20 protein-coding genes are annotated in these 20650 nt (G+C 62.6%); 9 read left to right on the forward strand and 11 right to left on the reverse strand.

Going from position 1 to position 20650, the window contains the following annotated elements; genetic code table 11:
• Nucleotides 1-17: 17 nt before the first annotated feature.
• From pstA to pstS, 3 genes are all read right to left on the reverse strand, one after another.
• Nucleotides 18-1157 carry a phosphate ABC transporter permease PstA gene (gene pstA, locus ANI01nite_RS14260; protein WP_073707955.1) on the reverse strand — a complete coding sequence of 380 codons (1140 nt, stop codon included), beginning with the start codon at nt 1155-1157 and terminating at the stop codon, nt 18-20.
• Nucleotides 1157-2092 (reverse strand): phosphate ABC transporter permease subunit PstC, encoded by a 936-nt coding sequence (pstC, locus tag ANI01nite_RS14265; protein ID WP_038993597.1) that lies wholly within the window; start codon nt 2090-2092, stop codon nt 1157-1159. The genes pstA and pstC overlap by 1 nt, the downstream gene beginning before the upstream one ends.
• A gap of 119 nt (nt 2093-2211) precedes the next feature.
• Nucleotides 2212-3327 (reverse strand): phosphate ABC transporter substrate-binding protein PstS, encoded by a 1116-nt coding sequence (pstS, locus tag ANI01nite_RS14270; RefSeq protein ID WP_038993596.1) that lies wholly within the window; start codon nt 3325-3327, stop codon nt 2212-2214.
• A 239-nt stretch (nt 3328-3566) separates the two neighbouring features.
• Between pstS and ANI01nite_RS14275 the strand changes: the two genes are divergently transcribed.
• The 3 genes from ANI01nite_RS14275 to disA are packed head-to-tail and all read left to right on the forward strand — an operon-like array spanning nt 3567 to nt 7220.
• Complete coding sequence (locus ANI01nite_RS14275) at nt 3567-4682, forward strand: FUSC family protein (protein WP_255314554.1); 1116 nt, start codon at nt 3567-3569, stop codon at nt 4680-4682.
• Nucleotides 4683-4717: 35 nt separating this feature from the next.
• The gene (radA, locus tag ANI01nite_RS14280; RefSeq protein ID WP_038993595.1) at nt 4718-6112 is read left to right on the forward strand and encodes a DNA repair protein RadA; all 1395 of its coding nucleotides are present in this window, start codon (nt 4718-4720) and stop codon (nt 6110-6112) included.
• Nucleotides 6113-6146: 34 nt separating this feature from the next.
• Nucleotides 6147-7220 (forward strand): DNA integrity scanning diadenylate cyclase DisA, encoded by a 1074-nt coding sequence (gene disA / locus ANI01nite_RS14285; RefSeq protein WP_038993593.1) that lies wholly within the window; start codon nt 6147-6149, stop codon nt 7218-7220.
• Between the two features lie 4 nt (nt 7221-7224).
• On the opposite strand, the gene ANI01nite_RS14290 is transcribed toward disA, so the two are convergent.
• Nucleotides 7225-7842, reverse strand: a complete 618-nt coding sequence (locus ANI01nite_RS14290) for a hypothetical protein (RefSeq protein ID WP_066144550.1) — start codon at nt 7840-7842, stop codon at nt 7225-7227.
• 123 nt (nt 7843-7965) lie between these two features.
• On the opposite strand from ANI01nite_RS14290, the gene ANI01nite_RS14295 reads away from it, so the two are divergent.
• Nucleotides 7966-8874, forward strand: a complete 909-nt coding sequence (locus ANI01nite_RS14295; RefSeq protein ID WP_141358748.1) for an iron-sulfur binding domain-containing protein — start codon at nt 7966-7968, stop codon at nt 8872-8874.
• A 64-nt stretch (nt 8875-8938) separates the two neighbouring features.
• Nucleotides 8939-9739: a DUF1206 domain-containing protein gene (locus ANI01nite_RS14300; RefSeq protein WP_038993590.1), complete on the forward strand. Its 801-nt coding sequence runs from the start codon at nt 8939-8941 to the stop codon at nt 9737-9739.
• Nucleotides 9740-9744: 5 nt separating this feature from the next.
• On the opposite strand, the gene ANI01nite_RS14305 is transcribed toward ANI01nite_RS14300, so the two are convergent.
• Nucleotides 9745-10254: an amino-acid N-acetyltransferase gene (locus ANI01nite_RS14305; protein ID WP_141358750.1), complete on the reverse strand. Its 510-nt coding sequence runs from the start codon at nt 10252-10254 to the stop codon at nt 9745-9747.
• Nucleotides 10255-10381: 127 nt separating this feature from the next.
• Here ANI01nite_RS14305 and ANI01nite_RS14310 point away from each other — a divergent pair, with 127 nt between their 5' ends.
• From ANI01nite_RS14310 to ANI01nite_RS14325, 4 genes are read left to right on the forward strand one after another with little or no spacing between them, the layout of a single operon-like run.
• The gene (locus ANI01nite_RS14310; protein WP_170214661.1) at nt 10382-11599 is read left to right on the forward strand and encodes an MFS transporter; all 1218 of its coding nucleotides are present in this window, start codon (nt 10382-10384) and stop codon (nt 11597-11599) included.
• Nucleotides 11600-11656: 57 nt separating this feature from the next.
• Nucleotides 11657-12001, forward strand: a complete 345-nt coding sequence (locus ANI01nite_RS14315; protein WP_052254094.1) for a helix-turn-helix domain-containing protein — start codon at nt 11657-11659, stop codon at nt 11999-12001.
• Nucleotides 12002-12049: 48 nt separating this feature from the next.
• On the forward strand, nt 12050-12457 hold the full coding sequence (locus ANI01nite_RS14320; protein ID WP_073707950.1) for a VOC family protein: 408 nt from the start codon (nt 12050-12052) through the stop codon (nt 12455-12457).
• An 11-nt stretch (nt 12458-12468) separates the two neighbouring features.
• Nucleotides 12469-12915 carry an iron chaperone gene (locus ANI01nite_RS14325; protein ID WP_066144536.1) on the forward strand — a complete coding sequence of 149 codons (447 nt, stop codon included), beginning with the start codon at nt 12469-12471 and terminating at the stop codon, nt 12913-12915.
• Between the two features lie 32 nt (nt 12916-12947).
• Here ANI01nite_RS14325 and ANI01nite_RS14330 read toward each other — a convergent pair whose 3' ends face one another.
• From ANI01nite_RS14330 to ANI01nite_RS14350, 6 genes are all read right to left on the reverse strand, one after another.
• Nucleotides 12948-13415 carry a hypothetical protein gene (locus ANI01nite_RS14330; protein WP_141358754.1) on the reverse strand — a complete coding sequence of 156 codons (468 nt, stop codon included), beginning with the start codon at nt 13413-13415 and terminating at the stop codon, nt 12948-12950.
• A gap of 90 nt (nt 13416-13505) precedes the next feature.
• Nucleotides 13506-16019 (reverse strand): ATP-dependent Clp protease ATP-binding subunit, encoded by a 2514-nt coding sequence (locus tag ANI01nite_RS14335; protein ID WP_141358756.1) that lies wholly within the window; start codon nt 16017-16019, stop codon nt 13506-13508.
• A gap of 267 nt (nt 16020-16286) precedes the next feature.
• Complete coding sequence (locus ANI01nite_RS14340; protein WP_038993581.1) at nt 16287-16607, reverse strand: histone-like nucleoid-structuring protein Lsr2; 321 nt, start codon at nt 16605-16607, stop codon at nt 16287-16289.
• Nucleotides 16608-16744: 137 nt separating this feature from the next.
• On the reverse strand, nt 16745-16912 hold the full coding sequence (locus ANI01nite_RS16775; protein WP_170214662.1) for a hypothetical protein: 168 nt from the start codon (nt 16910-16912) through the stop codon (nt 16745-16747).
• Between the two features lie 2 nt (nt 16913-16914).
• A complete protein-coding gene (gene lysS / locus ANI01nite_RS14345; protein WP_038993580.1) occupies nt 16915-18429 on the reverse strand; it encodes a lysine--tRNA ligase in 1515 nt (504 codons plus the stop codon).
• Between the two features lie 138 nt (nt 18430-18567).
• Entirely contained in the window at nt 18568-20541 is a 1974-nt protein-coding gene (locus ANI01nite_RS14350) for a M13 family metallopeptidase (RefSeq protein ID WP_141358758.1), read from the reverse strand.
• Nucleotides 20542-20650: the final 109 nt, after the last annotated feature.

The following is a 20650-nucleotide window of genomic DNA, read 5'->3' on the forward strand; positions in this document are numbered from 1 at the left end:
CGGACCGGAGCCTAGGCTCAACGGCCCTTCTTTGGGGCGAAGATCGAAGCGACCAGGCGGGCGAGGAGGTTCAACGCCATCACCATGAGGATCAGCAGCAGGGCTGCGGCCCAGGCGCGCTGCACCGACGGGTCGATGTTCGTCGGGCTGGTCGGGGTCAGGATCTGGTAGTAGATGAAGGTCGGCAGCGTGGACATCCAGTTCGCGAAGACGTTCAGGTTGATGTTGCTTGCGATGCCGGCGGTGACCAGGATCGGTGCGGTCTCGCCGATCACGCGGGCGATGGCCAGGGTGACACCGGAGGCGATGCCGGAGATCGCGGTCGGGATGACCACCTTCAAGATGGTGCGCCAGCGGCGCACGCCCAGTGCGTAGGATGCCTCGCGCAGCTCGTTCGGGACGATCTTGAGCATTTCCTCGGTGGAGCGGACCACCGTCGGGATCATCAGCACGCTCAACGCGACCGCTGCGACAATGCCCATGCGGGCGTTCGGGCCCAGGATCATGCCGAAGAATGCCGCCGCGAACAGGCCGGCGACGATCGAGGGAATGCCGGTCATCACGTCGACGAAGAAGGTGATCGCCTTGGACAGCGCCTTGCCCTGGCCGTATTCCACCAGGTAGACAGCGGTCAGCATGCCAACCGGAACGGAGATCAGGGTAGCCCACAGGGTGATCAGCAAGGTGCCCATCACCGCGTGGTACGCGCCGCCGACCACCGGGGTGCCGTTGGCGACGGTTTCGTTGTCCACCGCGCCGGTCACGCCGTTCATGGAGCTGAACAGGAAGTGGCTGTTCATGCCCGGCATGCCCTTTTCCAGCACCGTGTAGAGCACGGATACCAGCGGGATCACTGCCACGATGAAGGCGGCGTAGATCAGGTAGGTCCACATCGCGTTCTTGCCGCGGCGCTTGCCTTCGGCAACGGTGGTGATTACCGAGGCGGCCACCAGGAAAATGATCGCGGAGTAGATGGCGAAGGAGGCCACGTTGAAGCCGGTCAGCGTGGACGCTGCCGCCCCGATGATAATGGAGCCTGCGGCGATGGCCCAGATGGCCCATTTCGGCAGCTTGCCCTTGGCCAGGGAGTTGCGCTTGCGCACCGGAGGAGTCAGGTTGCCCGAGGTGCTGTTCTGGTTGGTTGTCATGGTGCTCATCAGTTGGCTCCCGAGAATTCCTTGTGGCGGGCGATGATTCCACGAGCGATCATGTTCACGACCAGAGTGATCAGGAACAGGACCAGGCCGGCGGCGATCAGCTCTGCCAGGCGCAGGCCGAAGGCCTCAGGGAAGTTCAAGGCGATTTCCGCGGCGATCGTCTGGTTGCCGGTCTTGATCAGCGACGGGATCAGGTTGCCGGTGGACAGCACCAGCGCGACGGCCATGGTTTCGCCCAGGGCGCGGCCCAGGCCCAGCATGACGGCGGAGATAATGCCCGGGCGGGCGAAGGGGATCACCGCGGTGGTGATCATTTCCCAGCGGGTTGCACCCAGGGCGAGAGCGGCCTCTTCGTGCAGCTTCGGAGTCTGCAGGAAGATTTCGCGGCTCAGCGAGGTGATGATCGGCAGCACCATCACTGCCAGCACGATGCCGGCGGTGAGCATGGTCTTGCCGGTCTGGCTGGCCGGGCCTTCGAAGAGCGGGATGAAACCCAGGTTCTTGGCCAGCCATTCGTAGCCTGGAACCAGAGCCGGAGCGAGCACCATGTAGCCCCACGCGCCGTAGATCACCGAGGGGATCGCGGCGAGCAGGTCGATCAGGTAGCCCAGCGGGCCTGCGACCTTGCGTGGAGCGAAGTGCGAGATGAATAGTGCCACGCCGATGCCGATCGGGGTGGCGATCAGCAGCGCGATAGCCGCTGCGATAACGGTGCCGATGACAATCGGCCAGATGTAGGCGAAGAATCCTTCGCCACCGGAAATCTCAGCCGGATCGGCTAAGAACGTCGGCAGGGCTTGGATCAGCAAGAAGACCGCGACCGCGAAGAGCGTGATCAGGATCAGGACACCGGCAGCCAGTGCGGCGCCGGAGAAGACCTTGTCACCAGCGCGGCCGGAAGTCGATGACTTGCTTGTCAAAGCATTGGTAGTCATGGCTAGAGCCTTTACGAAACGGGGGTGATGCAGTTTTCACTGCGGGGGTGGAGGGGTACTGCTGGTGCGGGTGGTTGAGTTCGGCCACCCGCACCTGTTGCCGGTTGCCCGGCGGGGTACTACTCGGCGACGGTGATGCCGTCGATCGACTTCTTGGCCTTCTCGGCGATGGATGCCGAGATTGGGGCGTTGCCTGCCGAAGCCTGGGCGGTCTTCTGGCCGTCTTCGGAGATGACGTAGTTGCCGAAGGCCTTGACCAGATCAGCGGTTGCCTGGTCCTTGTAGCTGCTGCAGAAGATGTGGTACGAAACCAGGACGATTGGGTAAGTGCCCGCTTCGGTGGTGTCGCGCTCCAGATCCAGGGCCAGGTCGTTCTCGGCCGCACCTTCAACCGGGGTTGCGGTCTCGAGGGCCTTGGCAGCTGCCTCGGCGGAGATCTTGGTGTACTCATCGCCAACCTTGACGTTCACGGTGGACAGGTTGCCCACTGCGGAGAAGTCAGCGTAGGTGATGGCGCCGTTGGTCGAAGTGGTGGTCGAAACCACGCCGGAGGTGCCCTTGGCGTTTTCCGACTGGATGTCGCTTGGCCAGTCGCCGGAGACATCGTAGGTCCAGACATCGGCGGCTGCGGCCTTCAGGTACTCGACGAAGTTCTCGGTGGTGCCGGACTCGTCGTTGCGGTGCACAACGGTGATTGCGGTATCAGGCAGCTCCACGTCCGGGTTCTGCTTGGCAATTGCCTCATCGTTCCACTTGGTGATTTCCTTCTTGAACACCTTGGCGATGGTGGCTGCGTCCATGTTGATCTCTTCAACGCCTTCGAGGTTGAAGGCGATCGCGATCGGCGAGACGTAAGCCGGGATGTTGAATGCGCCTTCTGGGCCGCAAACTTCCTTGGCCTTGGCGGCCTCGTCTTCCTTCAGGTAGGCATCCGAGCCGGCGAACTGCGCGCCGCCTGCCAGGAATGCTTCGCGGCCTGCGCCGGAGCCGTCTGGCGAGTACTGCACGTTGGCGTCCGGGTTGGCAGCCTTGAAGCCGGTGGCCCATGCTTCCATGGCCGAGTTCTGGCTGGATGCGCCGATGCCAGTCAGGGTACCGGTGACACCGGATGCAGCAGAGGTCTCTGCGCCTTCGGAACCGGCAGCGGCGGTTGGGTTATCCGAGCCGCAGGCGGTCAGTGCGAGTGCTGCGACGGAAAGAACGGCAGCTGCGCTGCCAAAGCGGTTGAGCTTCACGAGATTTACTCCCCATGTTGGTAGATCGATGTAAAACTTTCAGCGGCTTCTCTCCGCTTCATCTACGACGTTAAAGATCGAAAGTAACCAGCTCCCCCGGCGAAGGTGAACAGAAGGTTAACAACTTGTCCACAGGCAGGTGATCCTGCTCACCAGCGCAATATCCCGGCAGCTTCTGCCGCCGCCCGCCCAACCCATGGAAGACTGAAGCCATGGCAACTGGGCGGAAAGTAAAGCGCATGCCAGCGCAACTATTCGGATTCTTGGCGCAGCGCAATCGCGCCGGGCTGATACGCTCGCGCAATTCCCTGCCCAGAATCCTGCGCATGACCCTGGGCGCCATTGGCGCATTCTGGATCGCCGAAAGCATCTGGGGGCACTCCCAGCCGATTTTCGCGGCCACCAGCGCGCTGGTTTCGCTGGGCTTCGGCGCCTCCACCACGGTGCGCAAAACCGCCGAGGTCGCCCTGGGATGCACCCTGGGCGTGGCCCTGGGCGATACCCTCATGCACTGGTTCGGGCAGGGTATCTGGCAGGCCGCGCTGGTGATGTCGCTCAGCCTGGTCATAGCCCGCTACCTGGATTCAGGTGCAATCTTCTCCACCCAGCTGGGTATGCAATCGGCACTGGTGGTGCTGCTGCCGATCAGCGCCGACGGCCCATTTGCCCGTTCCATCGATGCCCTGACCGGTTCCCTGCTCGCCCTGCTGGTCATTATTTTCTGGCCTACCGACCCGAGGCGCAGTCCGGTTTCCGCATTATCGGATTTGTTCAAGGAGCTTTCCGAAGCGCTTTTGGAATGCTCCTGGGCCATCCGCGACGATGACCGGCGCTCCGCATTCCACGCGCTGATCAAGGCACGCGGCACCCAGAAGCATCTGGACAAGCTGCCAGCCGCCTTCAGCGCGTCCAAGGAAATCGCCACGATTTCCCCCGCCGGGCGGCGCCACCGCCACGAGCTGAACCGGCTGTCCAAGCGCTTCAACCACTACGACTGGGCCGCCCGCAACACGCGGGTTTTCGCCCGGCGGCTGGCTTCCGTGCTCAGTAACAGCGCACTGACCCCGGAAGGCGCGCAAACCCTGGCTCCGCTGATGCGCGAGCTGTCCGAGGCGGTCAACACCTTGGCGCACTCGGTGCGCGAGACCACGGTGGCGGGCCAGCGCAAATACGAGAAGTCCGCCCAGCAGCAGCTGGAAGGAGTCGCCGCCCAGCTGGATCCGCGCGCACTGGGAGTCGAAGGGCTCCAGGGCGAAGGCCTTGTCCTGCTGCTGCGCCCGATGGTGGTGGATCTGCTCGAGGCAGCCGGCCGCGTGCACGAGGAAGCCATCGAAGTGCTGCCCAAGCTCTCCTGAACAAAAATGTCCGCATGGCTCGATAGCATTGAGCCATGGCCAAAACTTCCACCCGCAGCAAATCCAGCGCATCGTTCAAATGCTCCGAATGCGGATGGACCACGATCAAATGGGTGGGCCGCTGCGGCGAATGCCAGGCCTGGGGCACCGTCGAAGAAGTGGGTGTCGTTTCCGCCCGCACCGTGGCCGCGGCCAAAGTCGCCCACCCGGCGAAGCCGATCGCGCAGATCGACGGCTCCGAAGCCGCCTTCCGCCCCAGCGGGGTGTCCGAGCTGGACCGCGTGCTCGGTGGCGGACTGGTCCCGGCAGCCGCGATCCTGCTCGCCGGAGAACCCGGCGTAGGCAAGTCCACGCTGCTCCTGGACGTCGCAGCGAAAGCGGCGCAGACCGGCCTGCGCGTGCTCTACCTGACCGGCGAGGAATCGGCCGCGCAGGTCAAGTCCCGCGCCGAACGCATCAACGCCATCGCCGATACGCTGTTCCTGGCCGCCGAAACCGACCTGGCCCTGGCGCTGGGGCAGATCCAGGAGATCGATCCGCAGCTGCTGATCCTGGACTCGGTGCAGACCTTCTCCTCGGCAGAGGTGGACGGCGCGGCCGGCGGCGTGTCCCAGGTGCGCGAAGTCGCCGCGTCGATCATCAACGCGGCCAAGACCCGGGCCATGTCCACCATCATGGTCGGCCACGTCACCAAGGAAGGGTCGGTCGCCGGCCCGCGGCTGCTCGAGCACCTGGTGGATGTGGTCTGCCAATTCGATGGCGAGAAGCATTCGCGGCTGCGCATCCTGCGCGCGCTGAAGAACCGCTATGGCGCCACCGATGAGGTGGGCTGCTTCGACCTTAATGAGGACGGCATTGAATCGCTGACCGATCCTTCCAAGCTGTTCGTCACGAGAACCCGCAACCCGGTTCCGGGCACCTGCATCACCGTCACCCTCGAAGGCCGCCGGCCGCTGGTCGCTGAGGTGCAGACCCTGCTCTCCCGCAGCAATGCCCCGGCCGCCCGCAGGGCCACCAGCGGCCTGGATGCGGCACGGGCGCAGATGGTCGTGGCGGTGCTGCAGGCCCGCGCGCATATGGATCTGTCGTCCATGGACTCCTATATCGCCACGGTGGGCGGCGTCAAGATCGCCGAACCGGCATCGGATCTGGCCTGCGCGCTGGCCCTGGCCTCGTCGATGAACGAGTTCCCGCTGCCGCAGGACTTCGTGGCCTTCGGCGAGGTCGGCTTGGCCGGCGAGGTGAGGCAAGTGCCCGAGATCTCGCGGCGCATCACCGAAGCCCAGCGCCTGGGATTCTCCTTCGCAATGGCCCCGGCTACCCCGGAACCGTTGAAGAACATCCCCGAGGGCATCCGCGTGTTCCAGGTGGAGAATATCGCCCAGGCCCTGGATATCGCCTTCAACCAGCGGCAGAAGCCAACGCGATAAACTTGATTATTGCCGCCCGCCGAAAGGACGCCAGTTGAAAGCGCACCCCACCCCCGGATTCCTTGCCGTTCTGGCCCAGATTGCCCCGGGTACCGAACTCGCCCAGGGCCTGGAGCGGATCCAGCGCGGCCGCACCGGAGCCCTCATCGTGCTCGGCCACGACAAGCTCGTCGAGTCGATCAGCTCCGGCGGCTTCCGGATCAACACCGAATACACGCCGACCCGCATCCGCGAACTGGCCAAGATGGACGGTGCGATCATCCTGGACGGAACCGGCCGCCAGATCCTGCAGGCAGGCGTGCAGCTGATGCCGGATGCGCAGATTGAAACCCAGGAATCCGGCACCCGCCACCGCACCGCGGAACGCGTGGCCGCGCAATCCGGGTTCCCGACGATTTCGGTGTCGCAGTCAATGCAGACCATCACCCTCTATGCCGACGGCGAGCGCCATGTGCTCGAACCTGCCGAGCGCCTGCTGGCCCGCGGCAACCAGGCCATTGCCACCCTGGAACGCTACCGCCACCGCTTGGACCAGGTCACCAGCGCCCTGTCAGCGGCGGAGATCGAGGATGTCGCCACTGCGCGGGAGGTGCTGGCAGTGCTGCAGCGCACCGAGATGCTGCGCCGCACCAGCGAGGAAATCTCCCGCTACGTGCTGGAGCTGGGCATCGACGGGCGCCTGCTGGCAGCCCAGCATGCCGAATTGCTCTCCGGCATCCAGGCAGATAACGAGCTGCTGCTGCGGGACTACTCCGACGCCGAGGGCCAGGAGCTGGATATCGAGCACGCCTTGGAGACGCTGCATGAAGTGTCCGACGCGCAGCTGGTCGAGCTCGACGGGCTGACCAAGATCCTGTTCCCGCACTCCAGCATTGGCCAGGACGACCAGCTGACCCCCAAGGGATATCGCCTGCTCTCGCAAATCCGCACGGTTCCCAAGGTGGTCGGGGATCGCCTGGTGGCGGCGTTCGACAACTTGCAGCTGCTCATGTCCGCGTCCACCAGCCAGCTTATGGAAATTGAAGGCGTCGGCGAGCAGCGTGCACGCTCCATCCGTGAAGGGCTCGCACGTATGGCCGAGTCCTCGCTGCTGGACCGCTACATCTAGGCGCTCACTCCAGGGTGAAGGTCACCGGCTCGGAGACGAAGTCGCCGACAGCCGCGGTGAACTTGTAGGTTCCCGGACGCGGCTGCACGCTGACAGCTTTGCAGCCGGGAGCCGAACGCTCGCGGTTCCAGGTGAAGCGCGAGTTCTCCTTCTGCCCGGGCTTGAAGGCCAGGATTACGTCCTCTGCATTCTCGAGGCAGTCGACGGTGGAGAAGATGCGGTCAGAACCGCTGGAAACCAGGAACTCCTGCTGCGTGCTTCCGACGTTCACCTCGCATTCGCGCTTGGAGACATTCTCGATGCCGAGAATCAATGTCGGCTTCTTGTCCGAGGCGTAGCTTTTCGCATCGGTCGTCGCGGTAACCTCGATCTCGTCGCCGCTGCACATCTTGCCCGAATCTTCATCCTCTTCCGGTTCGGACGATGGCGAAGGGACCGGCTGTGTCTGCTGGGCGGTCGGTTCATTGCCCGCAGTTTCCTGCTCATCGGGGGCAAAGACCCCCACCAGGGCAACGACGCCCCAGACGATCAGGCCGATGAGCACCAGGGCAAGTACTGCCACGGTAATCCGCCGGCGCCGGTAGACGCTGGCCGATGGTTTCCCCCCTGATGCGTTGCTCATGGATTAAGGCTAATTCATTGCACCGCCCGAACCCGGTAATGGCGTAGGATCCGAGGTGCATCGCGTTCCCCACTGCTTTCCCTCGGATTCCGGGTCTTCCGTGCGCTGGCCTAGAGTGGTGGGGTGCAGCAAATCCACGACACCATCAACGACTGGTACCTAGAGAACGCCCGCGACCTGCCTTGGCGCCGTCCTGGCGTGAGCGGATGGGAAGTCATGGTCAGCGAGTTCATGCTCCAGCAGACCCCCGTGGTTCGTGTCCTGCCGGTGTGGGAAGAATGGATGCGCCGCTGGCCGCGGCCGCAGGATCTGGCCGCGGAACCGCTGTCCGAGGCTTTGAAAGCCTGGGGACGGCTTGGCTATCCACGGCGCGCGCAGCGCTTGCATGCCGCCGCCGTGGAGATCACCACCGAATACAACGGCGAAGTCCCGCGCACCGAAGCGCAGCTGTTGGCCTTGCCCGGCATCGGCGGCTACACCGCAGCCGCCATTGCCTGCTTCGCCTTCGGCGAGCGCACCGTCGTCGTGGACACGAATATCCGCCGCGTGCATGCCCGGCTCTTTGGCGGCATGGCATTGCCCGAACCAAGCCCGCGCGCCAGCGAGTTCGCCCGGGCCAGGGAAGTCCAGCCCGAAGATGACCGGACGGCGAATCTGTGGAATGTCTCCGTGATGGAGCTCGGCGCGCTGGTATGCACTGCACGCAGCCCGAAGTGCGGGCAATGCCCGGTGTTCGAGCAGTGCGCATGGGTTGCCGGCGGGCAGCCGGCACCGCACTACACCCCGAAAGGCCAAGCTTGGAAGGGTACCGATCGCCAGGTCCGCGGGGCCATCATGGCGATTCTGCGCGAACATGAGGAGGCGGTGCCGCAGCAGTCATTCCTGGCCGATCTGGCCCAGGAATCGCACGCAGGATATGTGGCACTTGCACGGTTGCAGTCTCCGCTGGACCAGCGTGAACGCGCGCTGGCCGGGCTGCTGAAAGATGGCCTGGCGATCGCCGAGGATAACGGCATCCGCCTGCCTTCCTGAGACCGGCAAAGAACACGCGGGTACCTGCTGGCTTTCTCTGCCAGCGCGTACCTATGCTTAGCCCATGAACGCTTCAGTTGACCCTGCCGGCACGGTTCGCCACGTAGCCGAGCATCCATGGTTCGAGGGCGCCGCCCGCTTGGGATTCGTCGCCAACGGGATTCTCCATGCGACCTTGGGAGTCCTTGCAGTTGTTGTCGCCGCCGGCCGCAAGGCGGAAGCCGACCAGGGCGGAGCCATGGGCGCACTGGCAAACCAGCCCTTCGGCATGGTTCTGCTGTGGATCTGCGCAATCGGCGCCCTGCTGCTGGGCCTGTGGTCCATGGCGCAGGCCTTCTTGCCCGAGAAGAAGCTGAAGGAAAGGCTCAAGTCCGCGGCTACTTCGATATCGTTCTTGGCTGTCGGATTCACCTTTGGACGATTCGCCGCGGGGAATCCCAGCGATTCGGGAAAGACCGCCAGCAGCTTCAGCGGCGAACTGATGCAGACAGGCCTTGGCCGGGCCTTGCTGATCGCCATCGGACTCGGCATGCTGGTCATGGCCGGCTATTACATCTACAAGGGAGCCGCCAAGAAGTTCCTGGAGGATCTGCGGGGTTCTGGAAACAAGGAGGTTTCCCGCGCGGTGAAGTTCTCAGGCATGCTCGGCTACCCGGCAAAGGGCGCCGTCCTGGGTGCAGTTGGCCTGTTGTTCATCGTGGCCACGGTGCAGCGCGACCCGGAAGAGGCCAGCGGCATCGATGGCGCGTTGAAGGCCATCCAGGACCAGCCCTTCGGGCCCGTTGCCTTGATTGCCATCGGTGCTGGCCTGGTTTGCTACGCGGTCTTCCTGATGTTCCGCGCCCGCTATGACCGGATGGAGTAGGAATATCAGTCCAGCGTAATGATCATGCGGGTATTGCCCAGGGTATTCGGCTTCACCCGTGCAAGGTCCAAGAATTCAGCGACGCCTTCATCCCGGGAGAGCAGGATCTCCTGGTACACCGCGGGATCCACGGCGCTCTGGTCAGCCATCACCTTGAAGCCTTGGCGTTCGAAGAATGCAACTTCGAAGGTCAGGCAGAAAACACGCGACACCCCGACAGCCTTGGCGCGTTTGAGCAGTTCTCCCAGCAAAAGGTGCCCGACCCCCATGCCGCGGACCATATCGGAGGTGGCGAGGGTGCGGATTTCGGCGATGTCTTCCCAGATGACGTGCAGCCCTCCGCAGCCGACAACGTTGCCCTCCGGATCCTCGGCTACCAGGAATTCCTGGATGGACTCGTAGTAGGTGACCGCTTCCTTATCCAGCAGGATTCGTTCCTCGGCCAGCGGACGCACAAGATTGCGGATTGCGTTGACATCACTGGTTTTGGCTGAGCGGACGGTAAAAGAGTTCACGTTTAGATCCTATGCCTCCCAGTTTGCAGAATCGAAGAAGTCGCTGGATATGTCATGGAAGGAACATCCTGCACGCAGAACTGCCACAATAAGCTTGAACATTGAAGCCCCGGGAGCAAGGATGAGGATGCCAGCTAGAACAGCACGCCCCGGATTCGGGTTGCTTGCCATCCTGCTCTCCGCAGTGGGCATCGCTCCCCTGCTTAATTACGGGTTGAGCGCCACCAGCGACCTGGTCATCAGGGATTTGGGAATCACCGAATCCCAGTTCGGCCTGCTGGCAACGGCCTGCTTTGGCTGCGCTGCACTGGGCAACGCCGTCTTCGGGAAGTTCTCGGACAGGCAACCGGATACCAGGCTGATGCTGCTGATTTTCGGCACCACAGCGGTGGCTCTGGGCTTGGCGGCAATTCCCGCCGGCTACGTCCTGCTGCTGGTGGCATCCGGGCTGGCCGGCTTCGCGCAATCATTCCCCAACGGGGTCACCAACCGCATTCTTGCCCAGCGCGTCCCCAGCGCCCAGCGCATCACCTGGACCGGCATCAAGCAGTCAGGCGTGCAGGTTTCACAGCTCGTAGGCAGCGTGGGGTTCCCGTTGCTGGCGGCGTTCATCGGCTGGCATGGCGCGTCGCTGGCTGGCGCCGTGCTCGCCGCAGTGCTCGCGCTCATCGCCGTACGAGTAGTCCGCGCCACCCCCATGCTCAGCGTGCCTGCACCGAAAAAGCCGAAGACGGATGCGGACAAGCCGATCGCCGCGGCAGCCCCCTCGACGAAGTTCGTCATTTTCGCGCTGGCCCTGTTCGGTTTCATCAACGGCGTCGGCGTACAGGCAACCAATGTCTATCTGGCGCTCTTTGCGGTCCGCGAACTGGATTTCTCCTTGGTGGCCGGCGGCCTGACCGCTGCGGTGGCCGGAGTCATTGGGGTCAGTGCCCGCGTCGGCTGGGGGCAGATGATGGCCCGCGGGGTTTCAGCGCCCAAGCTCCTGCTGCTGCTGGCATCGCTGGCCACTGCGGGCGGAGCCAGCTTCCTGCTGGCCCAGCAAATGCATTCGGTGACGCTGCTCTGGCTGGCGGTTGCCCTGCATGGCGCCTCGGCCCTGGGAGTTTCGGTGGTGCTCATGGCGGGCCTGTTACGTGCGATCCCGGCAAGCCGCTTGGGCAGCGCCAGCGGAATCGTCTCGGCAGGCCAGTTCGGCGGATTCACCGTCGGGCCGCTGGCCATGGGCCTGCTGGTGGGATCGGCCGGTGGATTCACCGCGGGCTGGATCGCGGTCATCGGGATCTACCTGTGCTCGACTGCGCTCGGTGCAATCCTGGTGCTGCGGGCCAGGAATCGAGGTTAGCCAGTGGATGCCGAAGCGCTGAAGGCACTGGCGCATTTGCGCCGTGCCAAGGACCTGATGGATCGGAACTATGCCGAGCCTTTGGATGTGCCGGCATTGGCCCAGCGGGCGTCCATGTCTCCTGCGCACTTTTCCAGGGAGTTCAAGCGGGCCTATGGCGAGACGCCGCATTCCTATTTGCTTACCCGCCGCATTGAGCGTGCCATGCATCTGCTGCGCGCGTCAGTCTCGGTCACTGATGCCTGCATGCAAGTGGGCTGGACTTCGCTGGGGTCCTTCAGCACACGCTTCACCGAAGTGGTGGGGGAAACCCCGTCCGCCTACCGGGAACGGGATCATTCTGCCACGGAGCAGATCCCTGCCTGCATTGCCAAGATCCTTTTGCGTCCCGAGAGATTCTGAGCAGTTTTGAAGAAGCGCGCGCTGCGCGGCACTGCCTAGGCTGGAGCCATGGCAAATATTTCAATCAATCATGTCCCGTTGACCGTGCTCGATGTAGATGAGGCGCTCGCGTTCTACCGCGATGCGCTGGGCTTCACGGTAATTTCAGATGTCGCCAACGGCGGCTTCCGCTGGGTCTCGCTTGCGGGCTCCGATGGCACCGGCACCAGCTTGGTGCTTTCGGCTCCGGGCGCCGGCCGCTCCGACGCCGATGCGCAGACCCTGGCCGAGCTGGTAGCCAAGGGAACCATCGGTCCGCTGGTGCTTTCCACTACCGACCTGGATCAGGTGTTCGAGACCGTGAGCGCCTCGGGCGCTGAAGTCCTGCAGGAGCCGATGGACCAGCCGTGGGGTCCGCGCGATTGCGCATTCCGCGACCCTTCGGGAAATATGGTCCGCATCAACCAATCAGCATAGGGAGCCGAAGCATGAGCAGTACGGAACAAGAGGGTTTTTCGGCCGCTGAGAAGGCCGCGATGAAAGAGCGCGCAGCCGAGGTGCGAGCTCCGAAGAAGCGCATGACCAAGGCCGAGAAGGCCGAGCAGGCGCGCAGGGAAGTTGAAGAGAAGATTGCTTCCTTCGAGGGGAACGATAAGGTTCTCGCCGAGAAGCTGCACCGGATCGTCACCTCCACGGCTCCTGGACTGGAACCGAAAACCTGGTACGGCATGCCCGCCTACGCCCTGGACGGCAAGATCTTGTGCTTCATGCAGGATGCCAAGAAGTTCGGCACCCGCTACCTGACCTTCGGGTTCAACGATGTCGCGCAGCTCGATGAGGGCACGCTCTGGCCCACGTCATTCGCCATTACCGCGCTTGATGAGCAGCTGGAGGAAAAGCTTGCCGCGCTGGTCGCCAAGGCGGTAGGCCGCTAAGTCCGGCTGGCAAGGCGGCCCTCGATCGCCTCTCAGGCGTCGAGGGCCTCTTGCTCTGCCCTGGGCAGGGCCCTGGCCAGCAACCCGGCAGAAAGCGCGAAGACCCCGAGCAAACCGATCAGCCCCATGCCGACAGGCAAGGATCCCAGCTGGGCGGCGTCTTGGCCTAAGACGGTGAACAGCATGGCGGCACCGAGCCCGAGGATTCCGAAGCCAGCTGCCACGAAGCAGACCACAATGGATTTCGGCCCGGGATTCCAGTGCCCCAGTGAGGTGAAGTCGCGGTACGCGATGATGCCGATGGCAATGCTGAGCGTGGCCACAGCGCCGATTACGAGCACCACCAGCCATGTCGGGCTGTATCCGGCACCATCGGCTCCTGCGTGGCGCACCAGCCGCTCAGGAAGCTCGGGCCGCAGGAAAAGGTACAGGGCCAAATAGGCCATGACGGCGAGGCAGGATGCGGCAATCATCTGCTGCCCCTTGCTTCGCATCTTCATGTGTTGAGCCTACGACATGGGCGGATTAAAGCCAATAGCCGTGGAACTGGATTTCCCAGTTCCACGGCTATTGGCGATGACGCTAGCTGCTCAGCTTTCCAGGGCTGCCGGTGCCGGCTCGCCTTCCAGCTGGCCGTTGCCACCTTCGGCGTGGAAGACGAACTTGCGGCTCTCGCCTTCGCCCTCGACGTCCACGGTGACCTTCTGGCCGGCAACGATCTGGCTAAAGAGGATGCGCTCGGAGAGCTGGTCCTCGATATCGCGCTGGATGGTGCGGCGCAGCGGGCGTGCACCCATTGCCGGATCGTAGCCGCGCTGGGCCAGCAGGCTGCGTGCAGCCTGGGTCAGCTCGATGGTGATATCGCGTTCCTTCAGGCGCTTGGCCAGGCGTGCGATGAACAGGTCGACGATCTCCTCGATCTCCTCCTGGTTCAGCTGCGGGAAGACCACGGTGTCGTCAACACGGTTCAGGAACTCAGGGCGGAAATGCTGGCGCAGTTCTTCCTGGACCTTGGCCTGCATCCGCTCATAACCGGTCTTGGTATCCGCGGCCGACTGGAAGCCGGTCATCACACCCTTGGAGATGTCACGGGTACCGAGGTTCGTGGTCATGATGATGATGGTGTTCTTGAAGTCCACCACACGGCCCTGGGAGTCGGTCAGGCGGCCGTCTTCCAGGATCTGCAGCAGCGAGTTGAACAGGTCCGCGTGGGCCTTCTCCACCTCGTCGAAGAGCACCACGGAGAACGGACGGCGGCGGACCTTTTCGGTCAGCTGACCGCCCTCTTCGTAGCCGACGTATCCTGGAGGGGCACCGAACAGGCGCGAAACGGTGTGCTTCTCCGAGTATTCGGACATGTCCAGGGTGATCAGCGCGTCTTCTTCGCCGAAGAGGAACTCCGCCAGCGCCTTGGCCAGCTCGGTCTTGCCCACGCCGGTTGGGCCGGCGAAGATGAACGAGCCGCCTGGGCGGTTCGGGTCCTTCAGGCCGGCACGTGTGCGGCGGATCGCCTGCGAGATGGCCTTGATGGCCGAATCCTGGCCGATAACGCGCTTGTGAAGCTCTTCTTCCATGTTGAGCAGGCGCGAGGACTCTTCCTCGGTCAGCTTCACTACCGGGATGCCGGTCGAGTTGGCAAGCACCTCGGCAATGAGGTCCTCGGTCACCTCGGAGATTTCGTCCATGTCGCCATTGCGCCAGGACTTCTCCTTCTCGTTGCGGGCCTCGATCAGCTTGGATTCCTTATCGCGCAGCGAGGCTGCACCTTCGAAGTCCTGCGCGTCAATCGCGGCTTCCTTCTCCAGGCGCACGGTGGCGATTTCCTCGTCCATTTCCTTCAGTGCCGGTGGCGCGGTCATGCGCTGGATGCGCAGTCGTGCACCGGCCTCGTCGATCAGGTCAACTGCCTTGTCCGGCAGGAAACGGTCGGAAATGTAGCGGTGGGCCAGCTGGGCGGCAGCCTGCAGCGCACCGTCGGTGATGGTCACGCGGTGGTGCGCCTCGTAGCGGTCGCGCAGGCCACGCAGGATCTGCGTGGTCAGCTCGACGGACGGTTCCTTGACCTGGATCGGCTGGAAGCGGCGCTCGAGCGCGGCGTCCTTCTCGATGTTCTTGCGGTACTCGTCCAAGGTGGTGGCACCGATGGTCTGCAGTTCGCCACGGGCCAGCATCGGCTTGAGGATCGACGCGGCATCGATGGCGCCTTCGGCGGCACCGGCGCCGACCAGGGTGTGGATCTCGTCGATGAACAGGATGATGTCGCCACGGGTGCGGATTTCCTTCAGGACCTTCTTCAGGCGTTCCTCGAAGTCGCCGCGATAGCGGGAGCCGGCCACCAGCGAACCGAGGTCCAGGGTGTACAGCTGCTTGTCCTTGATGGTTTCCGGCACGTCGCCGCGCACGATGGCCTGGGCCAGGCCCTCGACTACGGCGGTCTTGCCGACGCCGGGCTCGCCGATGAGTACCGGGTTGTTCTTGGTGCGGCGCGAGAGGACCTGCATGACGCGTTCCATCTCATGCTCGCGGCCGATCACCGGGTCGAGCTTGCCTTCGCGGGCGGCTGCGGTCAGGTTGCGGCCGAACTGGTCGAGCACTGCCGAGCCTGCAGGGGCACCTTCCTGCTGTCCGCCCGAGCTGACGCCAGCGGACGCGGTCTCCTTGCCGCCCTGGTAGCCCGAGAGCAGCTGGATGACCTGCTGGCGCACGCGACCGAGGTCGGCGCCAAGCTTCACCAGAACCTGGGCTGCAACGCCCTCGCCCTCGCGGATCAGGCCGAGCAGGATGTGCTCGGTACCAATGTAGTTGTGTCCCAGCTGCAGCGCTTCGCGCAGCGAGAGCTCCAAGACCTTCTTGGCGCGAGGAGTGAACGGGATATGACCGGAAGGCGCCTGCTGGCCCTTGCCGATAATCTCCTGAACCTGCTCACGAACGGCACCCAGCGAAATGTTCAGCGACTCGAGCGCCTTTGCGGCGACGCCATCGCCTTCGTGGATTAGACCAAGCAACAGGTGCTCGGTGCCGATGTAGTTGTGGTTGAGCATGCGCGCCTCTTCTTGGGCGAGCACGACAACTCGGCGGGCACGGTCGGTAAATCTCTCAAACATCTTCGGCACACTCCTTGCTTACCAATAATTCGATGCTACGCACCATGCGCCCGCAATGCTCCCTTGTTCGCCACAGGGATAACCGAAACGGCTCCCCGTTACCGGGAATCAGTAATAGGCATGCATTCATAATGAGAATTACTTGGTTCACCAATATTGCGATCTTCAATGAAAATGCATCGTGAATAACGAACATCGTTATAAGAATATGAGCCGGCACGCATTGCGTGCCGGCTCATATTTGAGACTTGTGCAAAACCTCGCGAATTACTTCGCGCGGCCTCGACCACCCTTTCGCATTGCAGCGTTGTAGGCATCTACAACCTCTGCATTAAGGCGTCCGCGTGCGTTGACCTTAATGTTGTTTTCCTTCGCCCATGCGCGGATTGCTGGAGCTTCGCTCGCTGCAGTCTGCTTCGACGAACGAGCCGCTTCGATGTACGGCTCGATGGCTGCATGGAACTGAGCAGCGTGCTCGTCGTTCAGGTCGATTTCAAAATGCTGACCAGCGACGCTGAATGCGATTGATTCAGTTGCCTCGCTACCATCAATATCGTCGATCAGGGCAATTTGAACCTGACGTGCCATTTAGGGGTTCCTCCGAGCTTGAATGTACTGGACAGATCGGCATTCAGCCATCAGTCCATTTCAAACAACAAGCATATACAAATAGGCACGCTAAATTCTAATTATCATCAGAATTCACAAGGTTCTATCAGGAACGACTAATTCCCGTTTACTGGATTATTTGAATCCGAGCCATTTTGAATTAGCGCATCAGCTTCAGCTTCAGCTTGGCGTTCTTTTCGATCCGCGTTTGTAATAGCTTTCATCACGTACCAGAAAAGCAGCGCCAGGCAGATTGTCGGGACGATCGCCTCAATATATGGCATTCTTATGCCTCCGGCTTTAGCAGTGGGAACAGAATAGTTTCACGAATACCGACGTTGGTGAAAAGCATAACCAGACGGTCGATGCCCAAACCGATGCCGCCCATTGGCGGTGCACCGTATTCCAGGGCACGCAGGAAGTCTTCATCAAGCTGCATTGCCTCTGGGTCTCCGCCGGCAGCCATCAGGGACTGCTCGGTCAGGCGCTCGCGCTGGATTACCGGGTCGATCAGCTCGGAGAATGCGGTGCCTCGCTCCATGCCGCCGATGATCAGGTCCCATGCTTCGATAACGCCCGGCTTCGAGCGGTGCGGACGCGCCAGCGGCTGTGCCAGGGGCGGGTAGTCGCACACGAAGGTCGGGTCGATCAAGGTCGGCTCGACGATTTCGCCGAACAGCTCGATGACCAGCTTCTGGGCTCCCCAGGCCGGGTCGATCTTCACTTCGTGCTTGGCAGCGATCTCGCGCAGCACCGATGCGTCCGTTTCCGGCGTGATCTCGACGCCGACAGCCTCGGACAAGCCCGGGTAGACGCTGACCCAGCGCCATTCGCCGTCCAGGTTGACAGTGCCCTTGGGAGTTTCGATGGTGCGGCCAGCGCCGATGGCGTCAGCTGCATTGAGAATGATTTCCTTGATGCGGTCGGCCATGACGTACTGGTCGGCATAGGCTTCGTAGGATTCCAGGGTGGTGAATTCCGGCGAGTGGGTCGAGTCGACGCCCTCGTTGCGGAAGATGCGTCCCACCTCGAAGACGCGGTCGACGCCGCCGACGACGCAGCGCTTGAGGTACAGCTCGGTGGCGATGCGCAGGGTCATTTCCTGGTCGAACGCGTTCAGGTGGGTCTTGAACGGGCGGGCCGATGCGCCGCCGTGAACCAGCTGCAGCATCGGGGTCTCAACCTCGACGTAGCCGCGGTTCTCCAGGGTATTGCGCACGGCGCGGATGATCGCGGCACGCTTGTAGACCATCTCGCGGGCTTCGTCGCGCACGATCAAATCGGCGTAGCGCTGGCGCACGCGGGTCTCTTCGTTCAGATCGGCATGCAGCACCGGCAGCGGGCGCAGGGCCTTGGAAGCCATCTCCCAGGCATCGGCCATGATGGACAGCTCGCCGCGGCGCGAGGAGATGACCTTGCCGGTCACGAATACGTGGTCACCCAAATCGACGAGCGACTTCCACTGCGCCAGGCGCTCTTCGCCGACGTTGGCCAGCGAGAGCATGACCTGCAGGCGAACTCCTTCGCCCTTCTGGCCGCCCTCCTGCAAGGTGGCGAAGCACAGCTTGCCGGTGTTGCGCATGAAGACGATGCGTCCGACGACGCCGACGACGTCTTCGGTCTCCTCGCCGGCTTCGAGGTGCTCGTACTTGTCGCGGATTTCCTGCAACGAGTGGGTGCGGGCAATGCCTACCGGGTAGGCTTCCTCGCCCTTGGCCAGCAGCTGGTTGCGCTTATCGGTGCGCACCTGTCGTTGGTCGTTTGGATTTGGGGCCGGTGCGGAATTATTTTCGGAAGTCACAATAGTCCATTCTACGTGTCATGGCGCGCAGTTGAAGCCCTTCATGATCAGCCTTACACAGTGATCTTGGCCCGCAACGCAGGATGGGGCAGCGGCAAAGCCTGCTTTGCCCCTGCCCCATCCATTAGGTGATGCGGTTTACCAGATTTCCACGCGATCGGCCGGATCCAGCCACATGCCATCGCCCGGCTTGGTGCCGAAGGCCTCGTGGAAGGAATCCAGGTTCTTCGGCACCTGGTTGCAACGGAATTCGCCGGGTGCGTGAGGGTCCGTGGTCACGCGCACCACCGCGGTTTCCGGACGGATCAGCGTGCGCCAGCATTCGGCCCAGGAGTAGAAGAAGCGCTGGTCGCCGGTGATACCGTCGATCACTTCATCTTCCTGGATGCCGCGGGCCGCCAGCTCGAGCTTGTAGGCCTTGTAGGCAATGCCCAATCCACCGAGGTCGCCGATGTTCTCGCCTAGGGTCAGTGCACCGTTGACGTTGTGTTCCGGGGCTTCCGCAGGCGACAGCGCGTTGTACTGGTCCACCAGCTTGCCGGTCAGCTTCTCGAAGGAAGCCCGGTCCTCATCGGTCCACCAGTTGGTCAGCTGGCCGGTGCCGTCGAACTGCGAGCCCTGGTCATCAAAGCCGTGGCCGATTTCGTGGCCGATAACAGCGCCGATGCCGCCGAAGTTCGAGGCGATGTCGCGGTTCACGTCGAAGAATGGCGGGCGCAGGATGGCAGCCGGGAACGCGATTTCGTTCAGCAGCGGGTGGTAGTAGGCATTCACCGTCTGCGGGAACATGAACCACAGCTCACGGTCCACCCCGTCATCGATCTTCTCCAATTCCCGTGCGAACTCGAACTCGTTCGCCGAGGCAAGATTGGCGATGACATCCAGCTCATCGGTGCTGATCGCGGAGTAGTCGATCCACTGGTTCGGGTAGCCGATCTTCGGGCGGAACTTGGAGAGCTTGTCCAGCGCCTTCTCGATTGTCTCCGGTCCCATCCAGGACAGTTCGCTGATCGAAATGCGGTACGCCTCGATGAGCCGCTGGACCAGCGCGTCCATGGCGTCCTTGGCCTCTGCCGGGAAATGCTGGGCCACATACAGCTGGCCGATGTCTTCGCCTACTGCACCCTCGGTGAATGCGACACCGCGCTTCCAGCGTTCCTTGAGCTGCTCTACGCCACCGAGCTTTGCGGAATAGAAGGAGAAGTTCTCGTTGACGAAGGCGCTGGACAGGTAGGGTGCGAACGAGCGCAGGACCTGTATCCGCAGCCAGTTCTTCCAGGCATCCAACGGCTGGGAGTCGATCAGACCCGCCAGCCCTTGAAGGTAGCTTGGCTGCCACACGACAACCTCGTTGTAGTACTTCTGCTCGATACCGGCTCCCGCCAGCCAGGTGGTCACCCCTGGGAACAACGTGGCGAGCTCTTCTCCGGACAGCAGGTTGTAGCGTGCCTGGGCGTCGCGGACCTTGACCCGGTCCCAGTGGTGAGAGGCGATCGCCTTCTCGAGCTCCACGACGCTGGCTGCGGCTGCTTCAGCGCCGGCAATGCTGCCAAGACCCAGCAGCCGGCCGAGGTGCTCTTGGTAGTCGGCTACGGTTTCAGCGAACTGCTCTTCGCGGTAGTAGGACTCGTCAGGCAGGCCCAGACCACCTTGCAGGAAGGTCAGCAGGTTCCGATCAGGATTGCCGGCATCGTTCATCGCGCCGACATCCATGAAGCCGCTGATGCCCTTGCGCTGGAAGAAACCGCAAACCTCGAGCAGCTGCTCGGTGCTCTGGATATCCGCAATGGTGTTCAGGAAGACAGCTACCGGAGCAGCACCACGTTCTTCGATCACGGCTTCATTCATGAACGAGCTGTAGAGGTGGGCAATGCGGCGGGTAGCATCGTCCGTTTCTGCACCGGAAGCAACCTTCTGAACAGCTTCGGTAATGATTCCATGAACGGCGGCTTCGGCCTGGTCGCGGAGCTCCATGAAGGAACCGTAGATTCCCTGATCTCCTGGAATGGTGGCTGTCTCGAACCACTTGCCATTGCTATGGCGGTAGAGATCGTCCTGGGGACGAATTGAATCGTCGCGGTATGTCAGTGGACTCGTGGTCTCGGTGGTCAAGGAAAGCCCCTCGCGTAGAAGATCTTGTTATGTCTACTACACACCTTATCCACTTCCATGAAGATAAGAAGAGCGAGGGATGCCGATGCGCGCACGGCTTAAATACTCT

Origin of the sequence: Glutamicibacter nicotianae, assembly GCF_006539525.1 — a bacterium.
Taxonomy (GTDB): domain Bacteria; phylum Actinomycetota; class Actinomycetes; order Actinomycetales; family Micrococcaceae; genus Glutamicibacter; species Glutamicibacter nicotianae.